At 62.4% G+C, this 22,661-nt stretch carries 20 protein-coding genes and 2 pseudogenes; 12 read left to right on the top strand and 10 right to left on the bottom strand.

Annotated features, from left to right (window positions below):
* The first annotated feature begins 5 nt into the window (after nucleotides 1-5).
* From QFZ69_RS11265 to dhaK, 8 genes are all read left to right on the top strand, one after another.
* On the top strand, nucleotides 6-818 hold the full coding sequence (locus QFZ69_RS11265; RefSeq protein ID WP_306918199.1) for an SDR family NAD(P)-dependent oxidoreductase: 813 nt from the start codon (nucleotides 6-8) through the stop codon (nucleotides 816-818).
* 56 nt (nucleotides 819-874) lie between these two features.
* A complete protein-coding gene (locus tag QFZ69_RS11260; RefSeq protein WP_306918197.1) occupies nucleotides 875-1,396 on the top strand; it encodes a flavin reductase family protein in 522 nt (173 codons plus the stop codon).
* Nucleotides 1,397-1,431: 35 nt separating this feature from the next.
* Nucleotides 1,432-1,866, top strand: coding sequence for an ester cyclase (locus tag QFZ69_RS11255; protein WP_306918195.1), 435 nt, complete (start codon nucleotides 1,432-1,434; stop codon nucleotides 1,864-1,866).
* Between the two features lie 12 nt (nucleotides 1,867-1,878).
* A complete protein-coding gene (locus tag QFZ69_RS11250; RefSeq protein WP_306918193.1) occupies nucleotides 1,879-2,781 on the top strand; it encodes an SDR family NAD(P)-dependent oxidoreductase in 903 nt (300 codons plus the stop codon).
* 103 nt (nucleotides 2,782-2,884) lie between these two features.
* Nucleotides 2,885-3,745, top strand: coding sequence for a class II fructose-bisphosphate aldolase (locus QFZ69_RS11245; RefSeq protein WP_306918191.1), 861 nt, complete (start codon nucleotides 2,885-2,887; stop codon nucleotides 3,743-3,745).
* 2 nt (nucleotides 3,746-3,747) lie between these two features.
* Nucleotides 3,748-4,533 (top strand): HAD-IA family hydrolase, encoded by a 786-nt coding sequence (locus tag QFZ69_RS11240; RefSeq protein WP_306918190.1) that lies wholly within the window; start codon nucleotides 3,748-3,750, stop codon nucleotides 4,531-4,533.
* On the top strand, nucleotides 4,530-5,168 hold the full coding sequence (gene dhaL, locus QFZ69_RS11235) for a dihydroxyacetone kinase subunit DhaL (protein ID WP_306918188.1): 639 nt from the start codon (nucleotides 4,530-4,532) through the stop codon (nucleotides 5,166-5,168). The genes QFZ69_RS11240 and dhaL overlap by 4 nt, the downstream gene beginning before the upstream one ends.
* Before the next feature lie 42 nt (nucleotides 5,169-5,210).
* The gene (gene dhaK, locus QFZ69_RS11230) at nucleotides 5,211-6,206 is read left to right on the top strand and encodes a dihydroxyacetone kinase subunit DhaK (protein WP_306918186.1); all 996 of its coding nucleotides are present in this window, start codon (nucleotides 5,211-5,213) and stop codon (nucleotides 6,204-6,206) included.
* A 1,270-nt stretch (nucleotides 6,207-7,476) separates the two neighbouring features.
* On the opposite strand, the gene QFZ69_RS11225 is transcribed toward dhaK, so the two are convergent.
* Nucleotides 7,477-8,088, bottom strand: a complete 612-nt coding sequence (locus QFZ69_RS11225) for a cob(I)yrinic acid a,c-diamide adenosyltransferase (RefSeq protein ID WP_307000115.1) — start codon at nucleotides 8,086-8,088, stop codon at nucleotides 7,477-7,479.
* Between the two features lie 106 nt (nucleotides 8,089-8,194).
* Here QFZ69_RS11225 and QFZ69_RS11220 point away from each other — a divergent pair, with 106 nt between their 5' ends.
* On the top strand, nucleotides 8,195-9,904 hold the full coding sequence (locus QFZ69_RS11220) for a BCCT family transporter (RefSeq protein WP_373461886.1): 1,710 nt from the start codon (nucleotides 8,195-8,197) through the stop codon (nucleotides 9,902-9,904).
* 63 nt (nucleotides 9,905-9,967) lie between these two features.
* Here QFZ69_RS11220 and QFZ69_RS11215 read toward each other — a convergent pair.
* Nucleotides 9,968-10,787, bottom strand: a pseudogene (locus tag QFZ69_RS11215) (APC family permease); the annotation flags it as partial.
* 151 nt (nucleotides 10,788-10,938) lie between these two features.
* Nucleotides 10,939-13,131, bottom strand: a complete 2,193-nt coding sequence (locus tag QFZ69_RS11210) for a glycogen debranching N-terminal domain-containing protein (protein WP_306918182.1) — start codon at nucleotides 13,129-13,131, stop codon at nucleotides 10,939-10,941.
* A gap of 549 nt (nucleotides 13,132-13,680) precedes the next feature.
* On the opposite strand from QFZ69_RS11210, the pseudogene QFZ69_RS11205 reads away from it, so the two are divergent.
* Together QFZ69_RS11205 and QFZ69_RS11200 are read left to right on the top strand one after the other, a co-directional pair.
* Nucleotides 13,681-14,534: pseudogene (locus QFZ69_RS11205) on the top strand (FAD-binding oxidoreductase).
* A gap of 19 nt (nucleotides 14,535-14,553) precedes the next feature.
* The gene (locus tag QFZ69_RS11200) at nucleotides 14,554-14,721 is read left to right on the top strand and encodes a hypothetical protein (protein ID WP_306918178.1); all 168 of its coding nucleotides are present in this window, start codon (nucleotides 14,554-14,556) and stop codon (nucleotides 14,719-14,721) included.
* Between the two features lie 358 nt (nucleotides 14,722-15,079).
* Here the strand turns inward: QFZ69_RS11200 and QFZ69_RS11195 are convergent, their stop codons facing one another.
* The gene (locus tag QFZ69_RS11195; RefSeq protein ID WP_306918175.1) at nucleotides 15,080-15,277 is read right to left on the bottom strand and encodes a hypothetical protein; all 198 of its coding nucleotides are present in this window, start codon (nucleotides 15,275-15,277) and stop codon (nucleotides 15,080-15,082) included.
* 566 nt (nucleotides 15,278-15,843) lie between these two features.
* On the opposite strand from QFZ69_RS11195, the gene QFZ69_RS11190 reads away from it, so the two are divergent.
* Nucleotides 15,844-16,179, top strand: coding sequence for a cupin domain-containing protein (locus QFZ69_RS11190; RefSeq protein WP_306918173.1), 336 nt, complete (start codon nucleotides 15,844-15,846; stop codon nucleotides 16,177-16,179).
* 67 nt (nucleotides 16,180-16,246) lie between these two features.
* On the opposite strand, the gene QFZ69_RS11185 is transcribed toward QFZ69_RS11190, so the two are convergent.
* The 6 genes from QFZ69_RS11185 to QFZ69_RS11160 all read right to left on the bottom strand — a co-directional run bounded on the left by QFZ69_RS11185 (nucleotide 16,247) and on the right by QFZ69_RS11160 (nucleotide 22,606).
* A complete protein-coding gene (locus QFZ69_RS11185) occupies nucleotides 16,247-16,948 on the bottom strand; it encodes a GntR family transcriptional regulator (protein ID WP_306918172.1) in 702 nt (233 codons plus the stop codon).
* 56 nt (nucleotides 16,949-17,004) lie between these two features.
* A complete protein-coding gene (locus QFZ69_RS11180) occupies nucleotides 17,005-17,811 on the bottom strand; it encodes an amino acid ABC transporter permease (RefSeq protein WP_306918170.1) in 807 nt (268 codons plus the stop codon).
* Nucleotides 17,812-17,949: 138 nt separating this feature from the next.
* Nucleotides 17,950-18,873 (bottom strand): ABC transporter substrate-binding protein, encoded by a 924-nt coding sequence (locus tag QFZ69_RS11175; protein WP_306918168.1) that lies wholly within the window; start codon nucleotides 18,871-18,873, stop codon nucleotides 17,950-17,952.
* A gap of 263 nt (nucleotides 18,874-19,136) precedes the next feature.
* Entirely contained in the window at nucleotides 19,137-19,829 is a 693-nt protein-coding gene (locus QFZ69_RS11170) for a GntR family transcriptional regulator (RefSeq protein ID WP_306918166.1), read from the bottom strand.
* Nucleotides 19,830-19,869: 40 nt separating this feature from the next.
* Nucleotides 19,870-21,324, bottom strand: a complete 1,455-nt coding sequence (locus QFZ69_RS11165; protein WP_307000113.1) for an NAD-dependent succinate-semialdehyde dehydrogenase — start codon at nucleotides 21,322-21,324, stop codon at nucleotides 19,870-19,872.
* Nucleotides 21,325-21,352: 28 nt separating this feature from the next.
* Nucleotides 21,353-22,606, bottom strand: a complete 1,254-nt coding sequence (locus tag QFZ69_RS11160; RefSeq protein WP_306918165.1) for an aspartate aminotransferase family protein — start codon at nucleotides 22,604-22,606, stop codon at nucleotides 21,353-21,355.
* Nucleotides 22,607-22,661 lie beyond the last annotated feature (55 nt).

Below are 22,661 nucleotides of genomic sequence, written 5' to 3'. Positions count from 1 at the left end.
TGGACATGAACAGGACCGTGGAATTTTCCGGAGCGACGGCGGTCATCACCGGCGGTGCCTCGGGCATCGGAAAGGGCATCGCCAGGACCTTCCTGGCGAACGGCTCGAATGTCATCATCGCCGACATTGATGATGCGGCCCTGGCCGCTACAGCGCAGGAGCTTGGAGTCCTGGGCGTGCGGACCGACGTGACTGATGCCGAGAGCGTGCAGGCCCTGGCAGACCGGGCGGTTGCCGAATACGGGGAGGTCCACGTTATCTGCAACAACGCCGGTGTTGGGCCAATGGGCCCAATGTCAAAACTGACTCTCCAGGACTGGCGGTGGATGCTGGACGTCAACCTCTTCGGGGTCATCCACGGCGTGCATTCGTTCCTGCCCATTCTGAAAAGGAACCAGGACTGGGGCCAGATCATCAACACGTCCTCAATGTCGGTGCTCTCCCCGCCCGCCAACTTGGGAGCCTACGTGGCGGCGAAGGCCGGAGTGCTGGGCCTGACGGAAGTGCTGTCCATGGAACTCGAGAAAGACGGGTCGGTAGTGGGTGCCACCGCCCTCATCCCTGGGCCCGTGCGGACCAACATCGTGAACAGCCTGCGCACCAAGCCCGCGTCCGAGTCCAGCTCGCTCTACGACGTGGATATTTCGGGCAACGGCAAGGGCTTCCGTTTCCTGGAAGTGGAAGACGTCGGAGAGATCGTGCTGGACGCCATCCGCGCGAACCGGCTCTACGCGGCCACCCATGAGGAGTGGCTGCCCCAGGTGGCCAGCCGGCATGCGCTCATCCAGGGTGGATTTCCCGCCGTACAGAACATCTGAATTCGCGGCCCGGCACTGAGGCCGGTCACCGCATCGTCACCGGAGGAGAGAGAACAATGACGAACACCACCACAGACATCCAGGCGGAGTCCGCCGCACTCAGCACCCGCGTGCGCGGCGTGCACAGGCAGTACCCGACAGGGGTCACCGTCGTCACTGCCGCCGTCGACGGAAAGCCGTGCGGCCTGGCGGTGAATGCCTTTTCCAGCATTTCACTGGACCCGCCGCTGGTGTTGGTTTGCGTGAATGAATCCTCCCACTCCTACGCCGCAGTCTTTGAAAGTTCCCATATTGGAATCAATATCCTGGCCGCGGACCAGGTTGACGTGGCCGGCGTTTTCGCGAAATCCGGCGGGGACAAATTCAACGAATTGGAGTGGGAGTTGAGCAAGCTGGGAGTCCCTGTCCTGGCTGGCGTTGCCGGCCATTTCGAGCTGGAGGTCAAATACAAAATCCCGGCGTACTCACACACGATCTTCGTCGGCCAGGTGGTCGAGGCGGCCTCGGCGGACAAGGCTCCCCTGGTGTACCAGGCCGGTCAATTCTTTGACGGGGCACGGCTGGAACCGGTCCGGTAGCGCGGTCCTCGACCGAATCAGCAATGGAGAAAATGATGAGCATTGACCAGAAGACCACCGAAGAGAACAACCGCCGGCACTTGTTGCTGGCGCTCGGCCACGACGGACCGCAGGAAGCCATTGGGTCCCTGCAGAATTACTATGCCGCGGATTTCGTCCGCCACGGCGACAAAGGCGATTACGACAAGGAACGGCTGGCCGACGGCTTGAGCAGGCTCTACGCCGGCTTCCCGGATTTAAAGCGGACGCAGCATGACATCATCGTCGACGGCGATCGTGCGGCCTACCGCTGGGAAGCCACCGGTACCCACAGCGGGGAGTACATGGGCGTCCGTGCTACCGGCAGGCCGATCACGGCACAGGGCATTGTGATGTGCCGGTTTGAGAATGGGCAGATCGCCGAAGAGTGGGCCTCGTGGAACAAGGCGAGCTTGCTTCATGACCTCGGCATCATTCCATTGGGACGGTAGGGAGACCGGCAAATGAAAGAGTTCAACGGCAAAGTCGCCTTCATTACAGGCGGCGCATCCGGCGCGGGATTTGGCCAGGCCCAGGTCTTCGGCCGCGCCGGCTGCAGGATTGTGATTGCTGATATCCGCCAGGATGCCCTGGATGAAGCAACGTCCAAGTTGAGAGCCGAAGGCATTGAGGTGCATTCCATGCGCCTCGACATTTCGGACCGTGCCGCTTATGCGGCGGCCGCGGATGAAGTGGAAGCCGTCTACGGCGGACCGCCCCAGCTGCTGTTCAACACCGCGGGCGTCAACAGTTTCGGCCGGCTTGAGCAGGCCACGTACGAAGACTTTGATTGGATCCTGGGCGTCAACCTCCACGGGGTGATCAATGGCATGCAGACCTTCGTACCCAGGATGATCGCAAGCGGCCGTGACGGTCATATTGTCACGACCGGCTCGATGGCCGGATTTGAGGGAAGCCCGACGGCGGCCATCTACTCGGCTACGAAGGCGGCGGTCTTCAATCTCATGGAGAGCTACGCCATGGCGCTTCCCAAACACAGCGTGGGTGTGTCCGTCCTGTGCCCTGCGAGCATCCGCTCGAACATCGCGCACGCCCAGGAGACCCGCCCCGAGCATCTGGCCAGCAACAGCGGCTTCCGTTCGGACGAAGAATTCATCGCACTGCAGCACCAGCTGTACAGCAGCGGCATGGACCCGGTGGTGCTGGCGGAGCACGTGAAAAAGGCTATCGAGGACGACGAGCTCTACATCCTTCCCTACCCGGAGACGAAGGGCGGCCTCCGCAGCCACTTCGAGGGGATCCTGGATGCTTTTCCGGATCTGGACAGCGATCGGGAGGGCGCCGAACAGCGGGCCAAAGCCTTTGCCGACTACCGGGCCGAGGCGGCCAAGTCCGCCCGGCGTTGAAGCCCGGCCTAAAGCATTTGCCCCCTTAGTGGGCCGCTCGACCGGATCTGCCGTTGGCGCCGGCCGGGAGCCGACTATTGACAGCCCAAACGAAGGAGTTTCCATGGCTGTTGTGCCTTTGAAGGACATCGTGCAGCGCGCATTCGATGAACGCTACGGCGTGCCTGCAATCAACATTTTCAATGACCTGACCCTTGAGGCCGTGCTCGCGGGTGCGGTTGACGCGAACTCCCCGGTGATCGTGCAGACGTCGGTCAAGACTGTCCGGTCAATCGGGTCCGATGTTTTGTTCAGGATGTGGGAGGGCATGACGGCGGGGATCGAAGTGCCGGTCACCCTCCACCTTGACCATTGCCCGGACCGCGGGGTGATCACTGAATGCCTGGAGCGAGGCTGGAATTCGGTGCTCTTCGACGCGTCTGAACTGCCAGTTGAGGAAAACCTGCGGCAGACTGTGGAGGTGGTGGCCGAGGCCCGCAGGTTCGGGGCCCACGTAGAGGGCGAGATCGAAGCCATCACGGGCATCGAGGACGGGATCGGCTCCGCTCAGGAGGCCGTGCGCCAGCCGCTCGAGGTGGCGCTGGACTTCATCAGGCAAACCGGTGTGGACGTCTTCGCCCCCGCGATCGGCAACGCCCACGGCACGTACACGCGTGAACCGGTGCTGGATTTCCAGCGGGTCAGCGACATCGTGGCCGCCCAGCACATCCCGATCGCGCTGCACGGCGGCAGCGGGCTTTCCGACGCTCAGTTCACCGACCTGATTGCCCACGGCTGTGCCAAAGTCAACATCTCCACGGCACTGAAGGTCGAGTACATGCGGTCCAACCTTGAGTTCCTCAAACGTGCCGAACAAACGGACAAGTGGGATCCGCCGTCGTTGTTCCAACACGTCGGAGGGGACATTAAGGACCTGACCGTCTCCCTGGCGAAGCAGTTCGGCAGCGCAGGGAAGGGGTGGTGACCATGCCCGCGCTGATTTTTGACTGCGACGGTGTCCTCGCGGACACGGAACGCTACGGACATCTGCCGGCGTTCAACCGGACGTTCGCCGACTTTGGACTTCCGGTGCACTGGAGCGAGGCCGACTATGCCGGCCTGCTCCGCATAGGCGGCGGCAAGGAACGCATGGCCAGCCTTCTGACTGCAGACTTCGTGGTTGCCAACAAATTGCCCGCCGCACCCGAAGCCCAGAAGGAGCTTCTCGCGGCCTGGCACAAGTCAAAATCCCAGCACTATGCGGCGGCGGTTGAGGACGGGCAGATGCCGGCGCGGCCCGGCATTGTCCGAATTGTTGACGAAGCCCGTTCCGCTGGCTGGCAGCTGGCGGTTGCCTCAACCTCGGCCGAATCATCCGTCAGGGCGGTGCTGGAACACGTTGTCGGCGAGGAACGGGCGGCCGGCTTCAGGATCTATGCCGGCGACGTCGTGGCGAGGAAGAAGCCGGCCCCCGATATCTACGAACTGGCTATCGCGGACCTTGGCATTACTGCGAAGGACGCGGTGGTGGTGGAGGACAGCGAAAACGGGCTGCGGGCAGCGCTCGCCGCCGGCCTGAAGACCCTCGTGACCGTTAGCAGCTACACCGCCGAAGAAAACTTCGAAGGGGCCGCCCTCGTGGTTTCCTCCCTGGGGGAGATCGATGAGCCGGCCGATATTCTCAGCGACCCGCTTACCCTCTGCCCGCGCGGGGAAGTCACCCTGGCAACACTCACCGCAATCCTGAAATCACCGGAGGCCAAGGCACCATGACAGCGCAGAGCTTCATAGACACGGAATTCATTGTTAGGACCATCGCCGAGACTGCGGTCGACAAAGAGCAGGAGTTCTGCGACCTGGACGCCGTGGTGGGCGACGGCGATATGGGTTACTCCCTGGCCCGCGGCTTTGAAATGGTTCTGAGCGGCTGGGACACCTTCGACCGCAGCGACGCGGGGGCCTTTCTGCGGAGCGTCGCGATGGTGATCTCCGCACGGATCGGCGGCACGTCGGGCCCGATCTGGGGCACAGCGTTCCTCCGCGCGGCCGCCGTCGCAAAGGGTAAACAGGAGCTCACCGGAGCCGACGCCGTCGCCATGCTGCGCGCAGGGATCGACGGCATCAAGACCCGTGGCGGGGCAGACGTCGGCGACAAGACCCTGTTGGACGTTCTGGTCCCTGTCGCTGACGCGTTGCAGCAAGCAACTGCCGATGGCACGGACTCCGCCACCGCCGTCGAAATTGCAGCGAAGACCGCACGTGCCGCGGCTGAGGCGACGAGTGCACTGACCGCACGACGTGGCCGGGCCAGCTACAGCGGGGAGCGCAGCATCGGCTCTCCGGATGCCGGTGCCATGGTGATCGCCATCATCCTTGAACGGGCCAATGTCCGGTGGCTCGACCGCTGACCCCGAATCACCCCTAATACTCACAACGAAGTGGAGTTTGTTATGAAGAAGTTCGTCAACGATCCGAAGAACTTTGTGCCCGAGATGCTTCAGGGCATCGCGCTGGCCAACCCCGACACACTGGCCTACGTGCCCGAGTACAACCTGATCATGCGTAAAGACGCACCACGCGACGACAAGGTCAGCATCATCCAGGGCTCAGGGTCCGGACATGAGCCCGCGCACGTGATGACAGTGGGCAGGGGAATGCTCGACGGCGCTTGTCCGGGTGATGTTTTTGCCGCGCCGCCGGCCCACTACGTTTACGAGACGGCCAAGACGCTCGCCTCGCCGAAGGGGGTCCTGCTACTGGTGAACAACTACACCGGCGACCGGATGGCATTTGAAATGGCCCAGGAAATGGCCGAGGCCGACGGGATCAAGATCCGGATCCTGTTTATCAACGACGACGTCGCCGTGGAAGATTCCACCTTCACTGTGGGCCGTCGCGGGGTTGCCGGAAATTTCTTCGTTATGAAAGCCGTGGGTGCGGCCGCTGAAGCCGGCGCGGAGCTCGAGGAACTCGTACGTATCGGAGAAAAGGTCAACGCCCGCACCCGGACAATGGGCGCGGCGTTGACCGCCTGCACCCCGCCGGCCAAGGGATCCGCGCTGTTCGAGCTTGGTGCCGACGAGATCGAGATGGGCGTGGGAATCCATGGGGAACCGGGCAGGCGCCGCGCTCCGATGACTACCGCGAACGACATCATCGACGAGCTTCTGGAAAGTGTGGTGGAGGACCTGCCCTTCACGGGCGGCGATCGGGTGGCCCTGATGATCAACGGGCTTGGAGGCACCCCGGTCAGCGAGCTATACGTGCTCTATGGGCGGGCTCACGGGCAGCTTGCCGCCAAGGGAATCGCGGTGGGACGGAGCTATGTCGGAGAGTACTGCACTTCGCTGGACATGGCGGGGGCATCCGTGACATTGGTTCAGCTCGATGAGGAGATCGAGGTACTGCTGGCGGCACCGGCGGAAATCGCCGCCCGCATTTTCTGAGCGTGGAGTGCCAGTACTCGGCAACACCTTCTGGCGACAGTCCAAGACATCGGATACTAAGAGAAATCAGTTTCACCCCGCAGATAGGTTTTTCGAGAATCGCATCCAAGCGCTATGAGTGGCCCGTAGGAGTGCCACAAAAGGCCGGGGGTAGTCGGCGGGTTCTAGCGGTCGTTGCAACACTCAGAATTTTTGGGAGTTGCAACGACCGTGTCGTCTTTAACGAAAGAAACTGCCAGCCGGAGGAAATACACGCCGGAGCAGAATGATCAGTTCTTTTCGGTTTTGAACCGGTGTGGGAGTGTGAGCGCGGCCGCGGCGGAGCTCGGCTTAAATCAGATGACGTGCTACCAATGGGTCCATAAATCTCGGCTCCATGAGCGGGTCCCACGGAATCGGGAAGCTGGGCAGAGGAAATACACGCCTGCACAGAAGGCTGAGTTCTTCGTCGTGTTTGACCGGCTCAAGAGCACGACGCAGGCCGCACGGGAGTTGGGACTGAATCCCGCAACGTGTGCCGGTTGGGTGCGGACCTGCACGCCCTGAACGCTGAATCGCGCACACCCGCGCAGCCGGAGGAACGACTGAGTATCGACGACGCTATCCGTGCTAACACGCTCGGGTCTGCCGAAGCCTCGGGCATCGCGAACGAGATCGGGAGCCTTCAGGCCTTCAGGTTGGAAAGCTGGCGGACCTGGTGATTCTCACGGGGCCGATCGCGGGTCCTGAGTTTTGATCAGGTGCGGGTGGCACGGACCCTACTCGGCGGGGGAACGGTGTACACGAGCTCCGAGATAGCTGATCGGGTCGTCTGGTAACGCGTGCAGCTCCGTTCCATCCTCTCCGGTTTCATCGGTGTAGACGACAACATAGCTGGCGGTGGTCGCTCCGTCGTTTGCCGCGTGGCCGGCTACCACTTGGGGTGAAGCCCAGTGGCGCCATCTCACCCAGTGAGTCCGCGCGCAGGGTAGCGCCGAGAGTACCGCCGTTGGCGGTGAGCACAACGCTTCGGGTGCTTGCCGAACATGTGCGGAACTGATAGGGATCTTTCGTCAGCCATACCGGGCAGTGCTCAGTCAGCTAGATGCTACGCCTTGGAGCGGCAAAGGGATGGGGAGTGGTTGCACTGCCTGCTCGAGCTCGACTATCACGGCCAACAAATCCGGCTCAGCACCGAACTGCCGCCCACGCCGAACGAGCCCACCGGCATCGAGGGTTGAGCCGCCGGTCCGCCGGTTCCTACTCGCCGGGGCCCTGGGTGGCGGCGGTGTCAGTGTCGGTGCCGACCGGCTTGCACCGATGCCTCCGGCATCCACACGATGTCCCCGTGCTCGGCATTGGCCCCACGTGCCAGAACGAACAGCAGGGACGACAAGCGGTTCAGATAGCGGGCGGTCACCGGATTGACCGTATCCGGATATTCCTCGACGGCCATCCAGACCGCCCGCTCGGCGCGCCGGACCACGGCCCGGGACATATACAGCAGCGCCGCCCCGGCAGTGCCGCCGGGGAGCACGGTGCCGCTGACGTCCTCGGAATCCGCGGCGAAATGCTGCGCGGCACGTTCCAGCCGGTCGATATGTCCCTGGACAATCCGTGCCCGCGCCAGCTCCGGCCGGCTTAACGGGACGGAGAGGTCCGCCGTAAGATCGAAAAGGTCGTTCTGCACGCTCGCCAGCATAGATGTCAGGTTGATTGGCAGACCGCCGATAGCGACGGCGACGCTGATGGACGCGTTGGCTTCATCGCACTCAGCAGAGGCGGCAACCCGTGCATCCCGTTTGGCCACGCGGCCGTGGCCGCCGAATTCCGTGTGTCCGTCGTCTCCGTCCCGGGTGTAGTCGGCGGGCTCCGGGGCTGGGGATTCTTCGCGGTCACTCATGCCGGCAACTATACTGACGAAGGCCACGCGGCGAACAACTAGCTATCCTCCCGGACGGTGGACCGTACAATGACCCGGCATAGCCCACGATTTTGTGAGGAGTCCGATGAAGCATCATTCAAGCGACAACCAGGACCTGGAGGAGCGGCTGGGGGAACCCGCATCATTGCCGCGGGCCCAGGGCTGGGCGAGCGTTGACAAGACGGTCTTCGGCGTCTCGGCCGGAATTATTCTGGTGCTCATCCTGCTCGGCGTGTTCTTCACGGGTGCCGTCGGGGACGGTGCCGCGGCGGCCCTGTCCTGGATCACCAGCACCTTCGGCTGGCTGTTCATCCTGGGGGCCTCCGGATTCGTCGTCTTTTCCCTGGTCCTGGCCTTCGGCCGCTACGGACGGATCCCGCTCTCCTATGAAGGCGAAGCGACAGAATTCAGCACCCTCTCCTGGGTCGCCATGATGTTCAGCGCCGGCATGGGGATCGGGCTGATGTTCTACGGCGTGTACGAACCCGTCACCCATCTAGCTTCCCCGCCGCCCTTTGTCGACGTCGCGCCCGGCAGCCCGGAGGCCGCCAGCACCGCCATGGCCTACACGATGTTCCACTGGGGTCTGCATCCCTGGGCGATTTATTCCGTCGTCGGGCTGGCGCTGGCCTATTCCACCTACCGGATGGGTCGCGGCAACCTGATGAGCGCCCCGTTCCAGTCCCTGTTCGGCCAGGAACGCATCGAAAAGAGGGGCTGGGGCAAGCCCATCGACATCCTGGCCATCATCTGCACCAAATTCGGTACGGCCACCTCGCTCGGTCTCGGGGCGCTGCAGATCGCTGCGGGCCTCGCGCTGCTGCGCACCGGCAAATTCGAGGAAGACCCCTCGGCCGCGGTGCCGATCATCGTGATCTGCGTGCTGACGGTCGGCGTGGTGCTCTCCGCCGCCAGCGGCATCTCCAAGGGCATTAAATGGCTGAGCAACACCAACATGGTCCTGGCCGGAGTCCTGCTGCTGTTCGTCTTTGTGGCCGGCCCCACGCTCTTCATCCTGGATCTGCTGCCCTCCGCCATCGGTGCCTACCTGACCGAGCTGGTCCCGATGAGTTTCCATTCGGCCGTCTTCGGCGGCAGTGACTGGCTGGCCAGCTGGACCATCTTCTACTGGGCCTGGTGGATCTCCTGGACCCCGTTTGTCGGCACCTTCATCGCCAGGATTTCCCGCGGGCGCACCATCCGGGAATTCGTCCTGGGCGTCCTGCTGGTGCCCACCGCCGTCAGCATGGTGTGGTTTGTCATCTTCGGCGGAGCCGGCATGAACCAGCAGCTGAACGGCGTGGACATCGCCGGCACCGGCAGCGAAGCGGCAGGGTTCTTCGCGGCCCTGCAGAACTACCCATTCTTCATCGGGGCGGCGCTGGTGGTCATGGTTCTGACCGCCGTCTTCTTCATCAGCGGCGCCGACGCCGGTGCCCTGGTGCTGGGGACCTTGTCCACACGCGGCAGCAAGCACCCCTGGAAGCCGCTGGTGATCTTCTGGGCCGTCCTCACCGGCGCGGTGGCCGCGGTCCTGCTGGCCGTCGGCGGGCTCGCTGCCCTGCAGACTTTCACCATCCTGGCCGCCAGCCCGTTTGTGCTGATAATCATCGGGCTCTGTGTGGCACTGTACGCTGACCTGCGCCGCGACCCGCTGCGCCAGCGCCGGCTCGGCCCGGTTCGGGGAGCGACGGGGCTGCAGGCCGCCGTCCCCTTCAGCGAGGCGGCCATGGCCGAGGCCGAAGCGGAAGAAGACGCCGACGCGGCCGACGACGATGGAAGCGGGACAAAATAAGCACCTTCGCGGCCCGCTGGTGGGAACGGATCTCGGCCGGATTTGCCCAGGGCGCCCCCTTTAACCCTCTCCGCCCTCGCCGACTCCGGCGGAGGCCAGCACCGCCAGGGGCATCATCATGTACAGCACCATTATCACCAGGATGGTGACGGTTGCGGCACGCCCCGGGGTCTTTTCCAGGTCTTTGGTCTCCTCATTCATGGTCAGCGTGACGTCCCAGCCCCAGTAGATGAAGATGGACAGCGAGACGCCGGCGGCAAAGGTGGAGAAGGACTCCACCGCGAAGGGGTTGAACCATTCACCCTTGACGGCAGTGGCGTGGAAGGCCGTCCCGTTGGCCACATGAGCGAATGCGGCGACGGCGAACCAGGTCAGGACCAACAGCTGGAAGCCGACCAGCACATAGTGGAATGCCTTGGTGGTTTCCATCCCGCGGTAGGAAATCCAGCAGGCCAGCGCGATGAAGGTGGTGGCGATGTTCAGCGGCAGATTGGTGGTCAGTTCGGCCAGGGCCTCGTTGCCGGTCAGCTGCGCAAGCATCAAGTAGAAGAAGTCCACGGCGACCGCGGCCAAGTCGGACAGCACAATGAACGTGGCGGCTATCAGCCCCCCAGCCGCCCATCCAGCCGACCCTCGGCCCGAAGGCACGGGTGGCCCAGGTGAAGGACGTACCGAAATCCGGCGTGGCGTTGTTCAGTTCCAGGTAGCCCAGGGCCACCAGCAGCAGCATCGGAATGAAGCCGATCAGGAAGATCGCCGGCAACTGAACCCCGACCTCGGCCACGGTCGCGACACCGCCGGCATCTACACCGAAGCAGGGGAGACCGACCGCGCAGCGGCCGGGATCACGGAAGCGGAGATCATCGGGGCGTACCTGCCACAGGCCTGACCCGAGACGAGGTGGAAGCCATCCTTGACGTTGCCATCATCGCAGCACTGAGAAGCGACGGCCAGGAACTGTCCATGCGTTTCCGTCGGTGTAATCAAAGCCCTGATTCGGTGCGACAGGGGGAATCCGGGTGTTTCCGAATCCTTCACTTTTCGTTCTGCGTCGTGCCGACATCGCGGTGGGCTTTTGGACCCAGGCCGGCCTGCTCGATGAGTTCGGCCAGGTATGGCCTATGCCCTTGGTGGAACACCATCCCGTCGGGCAGCCCCTGCACTAACGGGACAGAACCGGCGATATCAATGGTTATTCGTCCACCGGCTATGGGGGCATTGGTGATGTGCAGGTCACCGTAGGATTCCGGGAGCACCGGATCCATCCAGAATCCGCCGCGGGAAACGTGCGTGTCGTACCGCATCAGGCTCGTCACTAATTGGATGGGTGTGGTTGCGGCCCAGGCCTGGGGTGAGCATGCCGTTGGGTAGGGTACTGGCTCGGTGAATTGTTCCCGGCTGAAGCCGCAAAACAGTTCTGGCAGTCGGCCGTCTGAGTAGTCTGCTGCTTCAAGCAGGGCGGTGGAGATCCTTTGTGCCTGTTCCACGAAGCCGTAGCGCACCAGACCGGCAACTATGACCGCGTTGTCGTGCGGCCAGACTGAGCCGTTGTGGTAGCTTGCCGGGTTGTAGGCGCCCATGTCGCTGGCGAGGGTCCGGACGCCCCAGCCGCTGAACATTTCCGGGGACATCAGCCGTTCGGCAACCATCGGCGCTTTGTCGTCATCTACGAGGCCGACCCACAGGCAGTGGCCCATGTTGGAGGCGCACGCGTCGACTTGCCGCTTCTTGCCGTCCAGGGCAATGGCATAATAGCCGCGTTCGGGGATCCAGAACTGTTCGTTGAACCGTTTCTTTAGCTGTGCGGCCTCGTCGGCGAGTTGGGACGCAAGGGGCCGGTCCCCGGCGTCGTAGGCTATCCAGGCCCTCGCCATGTATGCGTCGTAGACGTAGGCTTGCACTTCACACAAGGCGATGGGTCCCTCGGCCAACGTGCCGTCCGCGAAGTTGATTCCGTCCCAGGAGTCTTTCCAACCCTGGTTAAGGAGCCCGCGGGGGTTGAGGCGCTGGTACTCGACGAACCCGTCCTTGTCCTTGTCGCCGTGGTTCCGGATCCAGTCCAGTGCCCTGTCCGCGTGGGGCAGCAGGGCGGCGATGGTGTCCTTCGCGAAACCCCAGCGGCTCACCGTTCCCAGTATCGTCACGAAAAGCGGAGTGGCGTCGACGCTGCCGTAGTAGATGTTCTTTCCGCCCAGCGCGAGTCCGCTGGAAACATCCAGCCTGACTTCGTGCAGGATTTTTCCCGGCTCCTCCTCCGTGACCGGGTCCACTAGGCTTCCCTGGCGGTCAGCCAGTGTCTGTAGCGTTCCAAGGGCCAGGGAGGGGTCAACCGCGACGGCCATTTCCGAGGCCCACAGTGAGTCGCGGCCGAACAGGGTCATGAACCAAGGGGCGCCTGCGGCCACCACGATCCGCTCCGGGTGGTTGGGATCTTCGATGCGCAGCGCGCCGAGATCGTCGTAGCTGCGGCGCAGGGTCCGTTCGATGGAGTGGTTGCCCATATGCAGTTTGGGAATCTTCGCCACCCACTCCTGACGCCGCCGGTCACGCGGAGAGACGGCCTCCCCTTCTGAGCGGAGGAATGACGGCGGAGGAGGACTTGCCGCCTCGGTGCTGGGCACGGCGGTCAGGATGGTGCTCCACTGGCTGTGGGCCCCGACAGACACCCTGTAGCTGAGAGCGTCCTGCAGGACATCGGCTCCAGGCGCCTGAACAATGATGCCCTTCCGGACATCCTGCCAGAGGCCCTGGATGGTCAGCGAATCACCGTCCACTTCGCGCGTTTCTTCCCAACGCCGCTGGATCCGTGCCTCCTTAACCTCGAAGAGGTCCGCGAAATCCGCTTCGGGCCGGACCGAGATCACGCATTCAACCGGTTCCAAAGAGTAATTGCGGACCGTGACCTGCTCCTGTATGCCGGCGCCCACTTCCCGCAGCCGTTCCACGATCAGGGGGCTGTCGGCATAGCCGTCCGACCGGGTAACGCGCCCTGCAAACAGAGCCCGGTACGGTTCCTTCGTTTCCGCGGCCAGCGGCTCCAGCGATTGGCCGTTGACCGTCAGGCTCCAGCGGGACAGGATGCGCGTGTCCTGGAAGAAGACTCCATGCGGATATTCGGGATGGATGTCCCCATTGGGCAGAGAAATGCAGAAGGACGTGCCTTCCACCAACGTGATCGTTCCGGCCCCGACAGGTCCGGCAGCAGTGTCAGCGTTCCAACCAGCCATACCGCGGTCCCTCCAAGAAACCAAAGTCCAGCGCGCCTGGCCCCCCAACGTCATGCTGGTGCCGGCACCGCGATGTTCCTCCGACGCTACTCTTGCCCGCCCCTCGATTCCAGACGCCCGCCTTGTCCAAATCATGCGCGAAGAGGCACATTTGATCCCTCACCATAGGCTCCAAGTGGCGTTTTTAGGACTTCGCGACCGGGATTCCGTTGAGTCAGCGGCAACCCTGCTCCGGTATGGCCAGGGCAAGAGCACCCACCTGGGCAGGCCTCGGCTCGCCCCCCGGTAGCTGGATCCGCCACCTCGGCAGCCTGAAGCACCAGGATGATCATCAAACGGCGACAGGAGCCTCGACATGACCGGAAGCACCGCCTCGGCTGTGGAGTAGCAATCAGCCGGGAAACCCGGCCTCCCAACACGTCTGCCTGCAGCATCCCCGCCGTCCGCAGATGCATCGGGCCTGGTGCGACGCCTTAAAGAAGCAGGCATCCCGTAGAGACTTCTCCTCGCCAGCTGGCCGAATATTCCTTCTTCGCCTCCAATTACCGAGTGTCTCCGGTGGCGGTGCTGTACCCCCGTAGCGTCGCCGACGTCGTCGCCGCCGTGGAGGCCTGCCGCGAGACCGGCACGCCCGTTGTCCCGCGAGGCGGCGGACGTCGATGGCGGGTAACGCTATCGGCCCGGGCCTGGTCATCGACTTTTCCCGCCACATGGCCCGCGTCCTTGCAATCGATGAGCAATCGGGGGTGGCCGACGTCGAGCCTGGCGTCATCCTGTCCGTACTGTCCGGCAAAGTGGAGCAGGCTACCGGCCGGCGTCTGACCTTCGCCCCGGACCCTTCATCGAAGAACAGGGCCACAGTGGGCGGTTCCGTGGCCAACGACGCCTGTGGCAACCATTCAGTGCGCTATGGCCGGATGTCGGACCACGTAGCGGAACTGGACGTCGTCACCTCCGACGGCGCCCGCCTCACAGCCACTTCCACCGGTCTGTGCGCCACCGATCCCGAAGACCGTCCGTCGGCGGTGCGGGCAGAATCACTCAATGCCGCCCTCAGGGACCTGGCGCACGGGCATCTGGCCGAGTTCCGCACTGAGCTGGGCCGTATCCAGCGGCAGGTCTCGGGCTACCATCTGGCGAACCTCCTTCCAGAGAAGGGCTTCAACGTGCGGCTCAACTACTCGACGACGGAACGGACCGGCCGATTGTCGTCATCGAGCCCAGCTGCGCCGCGGCCCTGCGCAAGGACCTTACGGAACTTGTTCCCGCCGAGCAGGCCCGGCGGGTGGCGGCACGGGTGCGCAGCTTTGCCGCCCATGTGGGGGAACTCGCGGCCACAGGATGGAAGCCATCCCCGCGGTCCCGGTGCCGTCCGAGGTTGTGCTCCAGACCCACTGCCATGAATATTCCGTGTTCGGTGGCATGAAAGTCGCCGACAACGCACTGGCACCCGCGATGCGGGGTACCGACGGCGGCACCCCCGTTCTCGCGGACGGCTTCTCCTGCGCGATGCAGGTCAGGCAGCTCGACGGCGCCAGGGCAACGCTCCATCTTGCCCAGCTATTGGACCCGGACCCGCGATCAGACTAATGCCCGCTGACATGAGGTAGCCCTCCGGGGTGGAGCGAAGCTCCTCTGAAGCTTATCTCCGCACAGGGGTCTTCCATGCCTCATGCAGTGCTCTTCCGTCGCTCACGGTCGCGCGTACACTAGCCCGGCGCGTTTCCTTTGCTTCGAGCAAGGAGTTCCAGGTCCCGCGAAACAGCTTTTACCGCATCCGCTCTGGTAGCAGAACTTCTCCTCCTTGAGCGTTTAGATTCGAATCGGCTTTGTCCGTGTGTGCCACGTCGATACATGATGGGGACGTCGGAGCCGCCTGTATGCTGCTGGGCTGCGTTAGAGAGAGGGTCATGGAACACCATCTCGGGCCCCTTTGGCGACGGAGCAGTCACTGGAACGCCCCTTGTTGAATGTGAACAGCAAGGAGGACCGAACCCAGGGCAAGTACTCCGGTGCCAATGTGCAACAGCGACATATCTTTGAACCTTTTCTTAGGACTTGCTCCTGTAGCTGACCAGGGTAAGAGCGAGGCTGCGCCAAAGCTGGTCACGAGCGCTGCTGTGATGAGCACGATCAGGCTGAGCATTGCGCATCCTCGTTCGACGTCCCGAAATAGCTCTTGTAGCCCGGCGCCCCCATAGCCGTCTTAGTAAGAGGAGTCATCGCCGGAAATCAGCAACTCGTAGTCGTCCTCTATGTGGAACAGCCGCCGGTCACCAATTCTGTCGATAACCCAGATCGTACGACCGTCATCAGTTCGATCGTCAACGGAGCCCTTGTGGCACTCAACGCCCTTCAGGCTGAGAGTGACGACGTCTCCGCGCTCGAGGGACGTCCACATTGATACACGACGGCTTTGTCGCATTTTTGCTGCCTTCCTGGTCCGTCTTCGTTAGCAAGTGTGCCCCTAGGATCAGCCCGACATCCATGCCCCACCCCCGTCGGCCTTCCCCTCCGCACTGGCCGGTTCTGTTGGAGTCCTCGGGCTGTCAGCTGTTTCATACACAAATGCGAAATTTCACTTCCCATTCTATCGTCAATTGTTGACAATTGGTATGGTATATATCGTGCCCAACCAAAGAAGGTGGGCACGTCCGCACGAACATCCACGGCATGGCCCAAGAAGGAGTAACTATGGTCAAGGCGACCGTCATGAGTGATGCAACAACCGAGAACCCGGGGGAGCACAAGTCCAAGGAAACGTCAGTCACGCCCGGCCAGACCGAGGTGTCCTTGCGCCTGTGGGCCAGGGACGGCCTGAAGACGGGCATCTGGGAAGTAACTCCCGGAGAGTTCAAGAGCACACGGCCCGGCTATGACGAGATCTGCCAGATCCTGAGCGGGACCGCCACCATCACTGAGCCGGATGGGAGCAGCTTCGATGTCGGTCCCGGTTCTCTGTTTGTGACCCCTGCCGGCTGGGAGGGCACCTGGACCATCCACGAGACGCTCCGCAAGATGTGGGTCGTGGCGGATCTTCCCGCCTAGTTCGCCACGTTCAGCGTGCAAGAGCCCCTGTGCAGCAGATGCCCGGGGGCTCTTCGCGGCCGGACGGTTATCGTTTCGATGGCGTCTGTCCGTCCGATGCCATTGTGGCGGTGAGATCCTCGACGGCCTGCCGCAGGTGCTGTTTGATGGCGTGCTGGAGTCCTTTCCTATCGCCTGCTTCCAGCAGATCCAGGAGGACCTGGTGCTCCTGTACCAGAGCGTCCACCCGGGGGTAGGAAACCTCAAGGTTGAGAATGCACATTCTCGATTCGGCGGCCAGTGTCTGGTAAATCCGGGTGAGGCGGGAATTCCCTGTGCCGGCAACGAAGGAGGTGTGAAATTCCATGTCCAGTCGTGCAATTGCCGGCCAGTCGGACACGGCAACCTGCTTCGCCATGTCCTTGATGATTCCCTTCAGCACGTCGCAGGTCTCGTTGATCTTCTCCTGCCCGGCATCCATCAGCGTGTTTGCGGCGGCCAGTTCCACGGCCTCGCGGACGGCGTAGATCTCCTTGATGTCATCGCTCGAAAGCTCCAGGACGAATACACCGCGGTTACGGTGGCTGACCAGGATCCCTTCCTGGCTTAGGCGCTGCAGTGCTTCCCGCAATGGGCCCCTGGACGTACGCAGCTGGCTGGCCACTGCAGATTCATTGATTTGCTGTCCCTGACGGAAGGCCCCCTGGACGATTAATTCCCGCAGCCGATCGGCGATCAGCTGCGCCGTGGGCCTTCCCTCCAGGACAAACAATCCTTCCTTTCCGGCCATGGACATCCCCTCATTTCGCTCTTGGTTTATGCGGGCTCGAACGGTGCCGTCGGTACTCATCGGGCAATGCCTTCCGGGTCGGTCAGAACAACCTTTGCTGCCTTCCGGGGAAGCCTGGAGGTTGAACGGGAGTACTTTTTCTCCAGCAGCGACTGCGGGTAGCTCAGTGCGAGGGTCATCACGAGGTACCAGAGGCTGGCGACGATCAGCAGTGGGATGGTTTCGTAGGTCCGGGCGTAGATGAGCTGGGCGCTTTGGAGCAGTTCAGCGACGCCCAGCACACTGACGAGCGAGGTCTCTTTGAACATGCCGATGAACTGGTTGCCGGTGGCCGGGATGATCGAGGGCATGGCCTGGGGGATGATGACCTTGCGCATTTTTGTTGCGCCGCTCATTCCCAGCGAGTCGGCAGCCTCGATCTGGCCCTTGCCAACGGATAAGAACCCTCCGCGGATGATCTCGGCCATGTAGGCGGCCTCATTGAGGCTCAGGCCGATCAGGGCTGCCGTGATGGGCGCCATCAGTGCGTTGATGTCCACCGCAGTGCTGATGTCAGTGAATGGAATTCCGATGGTCAGATTCGGGTACAGGGCGGCGATGTTGAACCAGAAGATGAGCTGTACCAGGACAGGTGTCCCGCGGAACAAGGTGATGTAGACGCCAGCTGTGGCGGCAATGGGTTTGATGCTGGAGGACCTCATGATCGCCAGCATCAGACCCAGCAGGGTTCCGATGACCATGCTGGCAACCGTCAGGAAGATGGTCAGCATCAGGCCGCGGAGGATGGTTTCGTGGGTGAAGTATCTGGCGACCACGTTCCACTTGAAGTTTGGATTGGTCGATACGGAGTAGAGAATGCCCACGGCCAAGAGGGAACATGCAATCCAGGCGGCGTATTCAAAGGCACTTCGCCGCCGCAGCCGTGGCTTGAGCACAGGGTCTATCCCAGGCATCGTCGTTTCACTTCTTTAAGGAGAAGGTTTGCCGCATGGACGCACCCGCTAGTTGAGCTTGGCTTCGGTGATGGCGCCTGCTTCAAGGCCCCAGGTGGCAAGTGACTTCTTGTATTCCGGGCTGTCCAGGACGGACTGCACCGCTGCCTGCAGAGCGGGTGTCAACGGCGATCCCTTTTTCAGGGCGATGGCAACTACGTGGTCTGAGCGGGTGTCCACCTGCGGAGTCAGAATCGTGAAGGTGTTTGGCTGCTGCTGGTCTGCCCACACGAGCGAAACGGTGTCGTAGAAGACGCCGTCGACCCTCTTGGAAGCCAACTGCGTGAGGGCTTCCTGGACGTTGGGAAGTGTAACGCCATTGATGGCCGGCTTGCCCTTAGACGTGCATGTCCATTCGGAGACGTTCGGCAGATGCTTCAGCTGGGCGTTCGAGCCCTTGGTGACAGCGATGTTCCTGCCGCACATATTGTCATTGCTGATGTTCAGGGGGTTGCCGTGGGCCACGGCAACAGAAACCCCTCCATTGAAGTAGTCGATCATGTCCAGCACCTTCAGCCGTTCGGCGGAGGGGGACATGGTAGTTGCGGTGAAGTCATAGCGGCCCCCGTCAAGACCGGGAATGATGGTGTCGAAAGCGGTATTTTCGAACTTCAGCCTGAGCCCAAGCTTCTTGGCAATCAGCCGTGCCATGTCCGGGTTCAAACCAATGGGGGTTGTGTTGTCATCAGCCAGGAACGTCGTCGGGGGATAGTGCAGGTCCATCGCCACCGTCAGTTCTCCCTTGTCCTTGTAGGACTGTGGCAATAGCTTGACGGCGGCCTCGTCGGGCTGGACTCCCTCGGAGATGTCAGCTGTATTTGAGATCTTCGAGCCCTCTTGCGCCGGATCACTGCCGCCGGGACCGCACGCGCCGAGTGCAAACAGAACTGCCAATGCGGCAACGGCGCTCTGGACTTTGCTTCTGGTTTTCATCACTACTCTCCCATTGCGGGGTGGTGCTGGAGCCGGGTCCTGATCGGGGGCACCTAAATGTTCTTAACTAATCATGCACCCAGCCCAATCGCAGATCATCGACAATTCACACAGGTTTTCCGGGTATTTTCGGCGGGTCGCCCGGGAGCGCCCACTGTCTCAGGTAGCCCTCGAGGGAATCCGACAATGGCGGAAAAGCAAGAGGTGGCCAGGTCCATGAGACCTGGCCACCTTTTCACTACGCATGCTGTCCGGGGAAAGCCCTAAGCGGTAATCACGTCGTCCTGCTTCGAAACCGTCAGATCCTCGACAGCCTTGTGCAGGTGCCGTTTGACGGCCTGCTGCAGGCCCTTCCTGTCGCCTGCCTGGAGCAGGTCCAACAGGTTCTGGTGTTCCTGGACCAGTACGTCCAGGCGGGGATAGGAAACTTCCAGGTTGAGAATACACATTCTGGATTCGGCTGCCAGCGTTTCGTAAATCCGAATGAGGCGAGAGTTTCCAGTGCCGGCAACGAAGGAGGTGTGGAACTGCATATCCAGCCTTGCAATCGCTTGCCAGTCCGATGCGGCAACCTGCTTCGCCATGTCCCTGAGGATTTTCTCCAGCACCTGGCAGATATCGTTGATCTGCTCCTGTGTGGCGTCCAGCAAGGTGTTTGACGCAGCGAGTTCCACCGCCTCGCGGACGGCGTAGATCTCCTTAATATCGTCGGTCGAAAGCTCCAGGACGAAGACTCCACGGTTACGGTGGCTGATCAGGAGACCCTCTTGGCACAGGCGTTGCAGTGCCTCCCGGAGTGGGCCCCTGGACGTACGCAACTGGCCTGCCACTGCAGATTCATTGATTTGCTGTCCCGGGCGGAAGGTCCCCTGGACGATTTGTTCCCGCAGCTGATCAGCGATCAGCTGCGCCGTGGGTCTTCCTTCCAGGACAAACAGTCCTTCTGGTGCGGCCATGGAGATCCCCCTCATTTCATTCTTCGGCTTACTGTGCTCTCTAGACCGCTATTGCGGTGTACTTGGTCTCAAGGAATTCCTCGATGCCAATTTTGCCACCTTCGCGTCCCAGCCCGGATTGCTTGACGCCTCCGAACGGGGCTGCGGGATTGGAAACAAGGCCAGTGTTCAGCCCGACCATTCCTACTTCCAGTTCGGCGGAGAAGCGAAGGGCCTTGTCCATGTTCTCTGTGAAGACGTAGCCAACGAGACCCCACTCGGTGTCGTTGGCGAGGCGAATCACGTCGTCCTCGCTGTCGAAGGGGGTGATGGCCGCGACCGGACCGAAAATCTCAGTGGTCATCAGCTCCGCGTTCACGGGCACGTCGGTCAGGACGGTGGGGGTGTAGAAGTATCCCGGACCCTCCGGGCGGCTTCCTCCGGTCAGGATGCGCGCGCCCTTGGACACCGCATCGCGGACCAGGCTCTCAACCTTGTCCAGGCCCTTCTGCTCGATCAGGGGGCCGACCTCGGTTCCTTCCACGGCTCCGTTACCCACCCGTAGTTCGGAGATCTTTTTGGCGAACTTTTCGCTGAATTCCTCCACCACCGACCGGTGCACGAAGAAGCGGTTCGCGGCGGTGCAGGCCTCGCCCATGTTTCGCATCTTGGCCTTCATGGCGCCCTCAACGGCCTTCTCGATATCGGCGTCGGCGAGGACGATGAATGGGGCGTTTCCGCCCAGTTCCATCGAGGAGCGCATGACGTTATCGGCCGCCTGGCGCAGCAGGATCTTGCCGACCTCGGTGGAACCGGTGAAGCTGATCTTGCGGGCGATGCCGCTGCTGGTCCAGGTCCCAACCACGCTGGAAGCGCTGGAGGTCGTGACCACGTTGAGGACGCCGTCGGGAAGGCCTGCCTCCCTGAAGATCTGCACCAAAGCAAGGGACGTCAGCGGTGTCAGTTCGGCAGGCTTGAAGACCATGGTGCAGCCCGCGGCGACGGCAGGGGCAATCTTGCGGGCACCCATGGCCAGCGGGAAGTTCCACGGGGTCACCAGCACGCAGGGGCCGACCGGCTCCTTGGTGATCATGATCCGGGTGTTGCCGTCCACGGAAGTGGCGTGGTCTCCGCCGATGCGGACGGCTTCTTCGGAGAACCAACGAAGCATGTCCGCGCCGTAGGCCACTTCGCCCTTTGCCTCGGCCAGGGGCTTGCCCATCTCGGCGGTCATGATCGCTGCGAGACGGTCAGTGTTTTCAATAACCAGCTCGAAGGCGCGTCGCAGGATGTTGGCCCGTTCGCGGGGCGTGGACTTCGCCCACTTCGACTGGGCGCGGCCTGCGGCTTCGATGGCTGCGCGGGCTTCTTCAGGGCCGCCGTCGGCTACGTGCGCGATGATCTCATGGGTGGCGGGGTTCTCAACCGGGAACGTCGCCCCATTGGCGGCCTTCTGCCAGGCGCCATCGATGAACAGGTCCGTGTGCATGTTGGTGGGGTCAAAGGAGGAAGACATGTCACGCTTTCAATGATCGAAGGAAGGATTAGATGGCTGTTGTCTTCAGCGCCTGGGTGAACCTGGCCAGGCCGGCCTGGATCTCGTCGCTGGTGACGTTGAGCGCCGGGATGATGCGGATGACGTTGCCGTGCGGTCCGCAGGTGAGGAGAAGGAGCTCTTCCTTGACTGCCTCTTGCTGGACAGAGAGTGCGGTTGCAGCGTCAGGCGTTCCATCTGCTGCAGTGAATTCGACCGATTGCATCAGGCCGCGGCCCCGGACGTCTCCGATGGACGCGAAGTCGCCCTTGAGGTTTTCCAGCCCTGCGCGCAGCTCGTCGCCGCGGACCAGGGCGTTGGTCACCAGGTTTTCGCGCTCGATGACACCGAGGGTTGCAACGCCGGCGGCGGCGGCGATGGCGTTTCCGCCGTAGGTTCCGCCCTGGGAGCCGGGCCAGGCCTTGCTCATGAGTTCGGTTGAGGCTGCGATGGCGGAGATGGGGAATCCGCTGGCCAGGCCCTTGGCGGTGATGACGATATCGGGGGTGATGCCTGCCCAGTCGTGTCCCCAGAACTTTCCGGTGCGTCCGACGCCGGCCTGGACTTCATCGATGATGAGTACGATGCCGTGCTTGTTGGCGCGTTCCCGCAGGCCCTGCAGGAAAGCCACGGGGGTGGGGATGTAGCCGCCGTCTCCGAGGACCGGTTCGATGATGAAACCGGCTGTGTCAGCCGGGCTGCTGATGCTAGCCAGGAGCTGGTCCAGTTCCTTCAGGGCGAAGGCAACGGCGGTTTCTTCGTCCCATCCGTACCGGTAGGCGTGGGGGAATGGGGCAATGTGAACACCGCCCATCAGCGGGGAGAATCCGGAGCGGAATTTTGTGCCGGCAGTGGTAAGGGACGCAGCACCTACGGTGCGGCCATGGAAACCTCCGTGGAAGGAGATGATGTTGGGCCGTCCTGTGGCCATACGGGCCAGACGGATGGAAGCCTCTACAGCCTCGGAGCCGGACGTGGCGTAAAAGACGCTGTCCAGCCCCGAGGGCAGGAAGTCTCCCAGTCTTTCCGTGAGCTCAAGCAGTGGCTTGTGCATCACGGTGGTGTACTGGGCATGGACAATCTTGCCCACCTGCTCGCGGGCAGCTGCCACGACGTCAGGATGGCAGTGACCGGTGCTGGTGACGCCGATTCCCGTGGTGAAATCCAGGTATTTCTTGCCGTCGGTCGCATAGATCCAGCTGCCAAGGGCATGGTCGACGATTACGGGCGTGGCCTGCTTGAGGATAGGACTAAGAGTTGCCATGGCTTCATACTTTCCTAGAAACTGTAGATTGTCAACAATTCGCCGAAAGATCCCT

The sequence above is a fragment of the Arthrobacter sp. V1I7 genome, assembly GCF_030817015.1.
In the GTDB taxonomy this organism is placed as follows: domain Bacteria; phylum Actinomycetota; class Actinomycetes; order Actinomycetales; family Micrococcaceae; genus Arthrobacter.
Note: the sequence above shows the minus strand (reverse complement) of the source record. Positions and strands in the feature narration are given on the sequence as shown.